This is a genomic window from Piscinibacter sp. (genome assembly GCF_050175855.1).
Classification (GTDB): Bacteria; Pseudomonadota; Gammaproteobacteria; order Burkholderiales; family Burkholderiaceae_C; genus Piscinibacter.
On record NZ_JBFXIO010000439.1, the window covers coordinates 1 to 3883 of the forward strand.

Below are 3883 nucleotides of genomic sequence, written 5' to 3' on the forward strand. Positions count from 1 at the left end.
TGGTCAAGCCCGACGAGATCTTCGTGCAGGTCTCGCCGCCGCGGCGCTGAACGCCCCTCAATCCCGCTGATGGAATCGCTGCTGCACGCGCTGCGGCCGCTGTTCGCGCCCGCCTTCACGCTCTGGGGTGCGCCGGCCACCTGGCTGGAGCTCATCGCCGTCGTTCTGGCGCTGGTGATGGTCGCACTCAACATGCGCGTCAACCCGCTGGCCTGGCCTCTGGCCATCGCTTCCTCGCTGCTGTACTGCCTGCTCTTCTGGGACAGCCGCCTCTACGGTGAGGCTGGACTGCAGCTCTTCTTCGTGGTCGTGGCGCTGTGGGGCTGGTGGCAGTGGCTGCGCGGCACCATGGACAACGGCTCGGCGCTGCGCGTGCGCGCGCTGTCGCGCCGCGCGACGCTCGGCAGCCTGCTCGCCCTGGCGATCGCCTGGCCGGCGCTCGCGCTCTTCCTCGACCACCGCACCGACTCCGATGTGCCCTGGTTCGACGCCTTCCCGACCGCGGCGAGCGTGATCGGCCAGTGGTTGCTCGGCCGCAAGTACGTCGAGAACTGGCTGGTGTGGCTGCTGGTCAACGTGGTCAGCGTCGCGCTGTTCGCGTTCAAGGGGCTCTGGCTGACGGTGCTGCTGTACGCCATGTTCGCCGTGCTCTCGGTGGTGGGCTGGCGGGCCTGGCGCCGCCTGGCAGCCACGCCATGAGCGCCTTCGTCGTCGCCCTGCTCGGCGCCGAGAGCACCGGCAAGACCACCCTCGCCCAGGAGATCGGCATGACGCTCGCTGCTCGTGGCGAGCGCGTGGCCGTGGTCGGCGAGTACCTGCGCGAGTTCTGCGACCGCGAAGGCCGCACCCCGCGCATCGACGAGCAGCGCAGCATCGCTGCCGAGCAGACGCGCCGCATCGCCGCCGCCGCGGCCGGGCATGACGTCGTGGTCGCCGACACCTCCGCGCTGATGATCGCCGTCTACAGCGACCACGTCTTCGGCGACCCAGGCCTGTACGACGAGGCCCTGGCAGCCCATGCCCGCTGCCAGCTGACGCTGCTGACCGCACTCGACCTGCCCTGGCAGTCCGACGGCCACCAGCGCGACGGTCCGCACGTGCGCGAACCGGTGGACGCCAAGGTGCGCGCCGCCCTCGCGCGCGCGGCGCTGGACTGCTCGGTGGTGTTCGGCCACGGGCCGGAACGGCTGGCGAATGCGCTGGCGGCGGTCGAACGCGCCCGCCGCGCGCCCGAGGCACTGCCCGAGGGCCGGCGCTGGCGCTGGGTGTGCGAGCGCTGCGGCGACGCCGACTGCGAACGGCACTGGCTGCCGCGGCTCTGATATCGTTGCCGGTCTTCGCAGCCGCCCGCGTCCATGGCCAACGTCTGCTCCAGGTGCAGTACCGACAACGCCGATGGTGCACTGGTCTGCCGTCAGTGCGGCGCGGCGCTGGCGCCCTCGGCGGCCTGGAGTCGCTCGCTCATCCCCGAGGACGACACCTTCGATCCCCTGTCGGCACCCACGCTGGTGATGCAGCACACCGCGCCGGCCGCCCTGCCCGACATCGAGGAAACGCAGCCGATGCCGCCGCCGGGGGGCACTGCACGGCGTGTCGTGTGGGGGCTGGCCAGTTTCGTCGTGCTGCTGGGCGCCGGCGTATGGCTGCTGCGCCCCTCTCCTGACGCGCCGGCAGTCAGTGCGGCGCCCGTGGCGGCGACGGCGTCTGCCGTGGCACTGCCGGCATCGGCTCCGGCATCGGCTTCGGTTTCGGCGGCCGAGGTGCCGCTGGCTGCACCTGTGCCGGAGCCCGCAGCCCCTGCCAGTGCCGTGGCGCCCGCCGTCTCAGTGGCCGAACCGGCGCCTCCCGCCGCGCCTGCCTTGCCCGCATCGGCGGTCGAACGCCGCAAGCGCATCCCGGAGCCGGTCATCCGGCGTCCGGTGCCGGCTTCAGCGCCCGCCACGCCGATGGCGCCTGTCGTCGAACCCGCACGGGCCCCGAGCGCACCGGCCTCTGCGGCGTCACCCCCGGAGCCCGTTCGCCCGCGCTCGGTGGCCGAGCTGTGCGCCGGCAACAACCTGCTGACGCGCCCCTTCTGCGAGCACCGCGAATGCGCCAAGGCGGAGCAGGCCGGCGACCCGGTCTGTGTGCGGCTGAAGGAGGCCGAGGAGGCCCGCCGCTTCCGGCAGTAGCGCCGGCTCAGTTCAGCGAGCTGCTGCCTGGCGGCTGAGAGCCCGCCGGCATGAACAGGCCGGCGGCGTCGACCGGGTCGAAGTGGTACTTGATGCCGCAGAAGTCGCAGCCGATCTCCACCTGCCCCTGCTCGGCGAGGATGCCCTCGATCTCCTCGCGACCCAGCCCGCGCAACATGCCGGCCACCCGCTCGCGCGAGCAGCTGCAGTGGAATCGCGGGCCGTCGGCGCCGGCCTGCGGCTCAAAGCGGCGCACGTCCTCCTCCCAGAACAGGCGGCGCAGCACGGTGTCGGCGTTCAGCGTCAGCAGTTCCTCGCGCGACAAGGTGGAGGCGAGGTGCGCGATGCGATTGAAGGCCTCGTTCAGGCCGATCTCGTCCTCGTTGCGCCGCCCGGCGAGGTTGCCCTCGCCCTCCACCGGCAGCCGCTGGATCAGCAGGCCCGCGGCGACCTCGTCGTTGGCGGCCAGCACCAGCCGCGTGTCGAGCTGCTCGCTCTGCAGCATGTAGTGCTCGAGCACCTGCGACAGCTCCTGCAGAGGCTCGCGCCGGTCGCCGTGGAGCGGCACCACGCCCTGGTAGGGCTGCTGGCCGGGCAGCTTGTCCTTCGGGTCGAGCGTGATCGCGCAGCGGCCCTGGCCGTGCACGTTGAGCATCGCCTCGAGCTTCGCGTCGGAACCCACCTCGCCCACCACCTTGGCGGTGACGCGAAAGCCCAGGTCCGGCTGCACCTCGGCCACCGCCAGCCGCACCGGCCCGTCGCCGAAGACCTGCAGCACCAACGCGCCGTTGAACTTGATGTTCGACTGCATCAGCACACCGGCCGCCGCCATCTCGCCGAGCAGCATGCGCACCGGCTGCGGAAAGCTGTCATTGGCCTGCTCCCGACGGCGCAGCAGCTCCTGCCACGAGTCGGTCAGGCGTACGAGCATGCCGCGCACCGGCAGGCCCTCGAAGAGAAACTTGTGCAGTTCGGACATCAGCCGATCTTCTTCAGGCCACGGCGGTAGCGCGCCGCCTTCTCCGCATAGTGCACCGCGCCCATCTTCACACGCTCGAACTGCTCCGGCGAGAGCTGGCGCACCACCCGGGCCGGCGAGCCCATGATCAGCGAGCCGTCCGGGAACTCCTTGCCCTCGGTGACCAGCGCGCCCGCACCCACGAGGCAGTTGCGGCCGATCTTCACGTTGTTGAGCACCACCGCCTGGATGCCGATCAGCGAGCCGTCGCCGATGGTGCAGCCGTGCAGCGTGACCTGGTGGCCCACCGTCACGTCCTGCCCGATCACCAGCGGGCAGCCGGGGTCGGTGTGCAGCACGCTGCCGTCCTGCACGTTGGAGCCGCGGCCGACGGTGATCCACTCGTTGTCGCCGCGCAGCACCGCGCCGAACCACACGCTGGCGCCGTCCTGCAGTTCGACGCGGCCGATCACCTGGGCGCTGTCGGCCACCCAGGCGGTGTCCGCGATGCGGGGGATGTCGTCGTCGAGCTGGTAGATCGCCATGGCCTGCTTTCGGGGAAGGGGCGAAGTGTAGTCACAAGGCGCGGTTGCTGCGCTCCTCGGCCGCCGTCATCACGCGAAGGCATGGGGTATAGCCGTCGTGCACCACGCCGTGCAGGTCGGTGCGCTTGTGCGAGCGCATCAGCGACAGCAGGAACTGCACGATCTCCTTCGTGATCACCTGCCCCGGCACCAGCGCCGGAATGCCCGGA

General features: G+C 71.4%; 5 protein-coding genes. 3 read left to right on the forward strand and 2 right to left on the reverse strand.

Going from position 1 to position 3883, the window contains the following annotated elements; translation table 11 throughout:
- The first annotated feature begins 69 nt into the window (after positions 1-69).
- From pnuC to AB7U92_RS23360, 3 genes are read left to right on the forward strand one after another with little or no spacing between them, the layout of a single operon-like run.
- A complete protein-coding gene (gene pnuC, locus AB7U92_RS23350) occupies positions 70-699 on the forward strand; it encodes a nicotinamide riboside transporter PnuC (RefSeq protein ID WP_428582617.1) in 630 nt (209 codons plus the stop codon).
- Positions 696-1322, forward strand: a complete 627-nt coding sequence (locus AB7U92_RS23355; RefSeq protein WP_428582619.1) for an AAA family ATPase — start codon at positions 696-698, stop codon at positions 1320-1322. The genes pnuC and AB7U92_RS23355 overlap by 4 nt, the downstream gene beginning before the upstream one ends.
- A 33-nt stretch (positions 1323-1355) precedes the next feature.
- On the forward strand, positions 1356-2171 hold the full coding sequence (locus tag AB7U92_RS23360; RefSeq protein WP_428582621.1) for a hypothetical protein: 816 nt from the start codon (positions 1356-1358) through the stop codon (positions 2169-2171).
- Positions 2172-2178: 7 nt separating this feature from the next.
- Here the strand turns inward: AB7U92_RS23360 and AB7U92_RS23365 are convergent, their stop codons facing one another.
- Complete coding sequence (locus AB7U92_RS23365) at positions 2179-3150, reverse strand: Hsp33 family molecular chaperone HslO (RefSeq protein ID WP_428582623.1); 972 nt, start codon at positions 3148-3150, stop codon at positions 2179-2181.
- Positions 3150-3674: a gamma carbonic anhydrase family protein gene (locus AB7U92_RS23370; protein ID WP_428582625.1), complete on the reverse strand. Its 525-nt coding sequence runs from the start codon at positions 3672-3674 to the stop codon at positions 3150-3152. The genes AB7U92_RS23365 and AB7U92_RS23370 overlap by 1 nt, the downstream gene beginning before the upstream one ends.
- Positions 3675-3883: the final 209 nt, after the last annotated feature.

Excerpts from the sequence above, each read along its gene's own strand:
- AB7U92_RS23365 (WP_428582623.1), bottom strand. The coding sequence starts at position 3,150 with ATGTCCGAACTGCACAAGTTTCTCTTCGAGGGCCTGCCGGTGCGCGGC.
- pnuC (WP_428582617.1), top strand. The coding sequence starts at position 70 with ATGGAATCGCTGCTGCACGCGCTGCGGCCGCTGTTCGCGCCCGCCTTC.
- AB7U92_RS23370 (WP_428582625.1), bottom strand. The coding sequence starts at position 3,674 with ATGGCGATCTACCAGCTCGACGACGACATCCCCCGCATCGCGGACACC.
- AB7U92_RS23355 (WP_428582619.1), top strand. The coding sequence starts at position 696 with ATGAGCGCCTTCGTCGTCGCCCTGCTCGGCGCCGAGAGCACCGGCAAG.
- AB7U92_RS23360 (WP_428582621.1), top strand. The coding sequence starts at position 1,356 with ATGGCCAACGTCTGCTCCAGGTGCAGTACCGACAACGCCGATGGTGCA.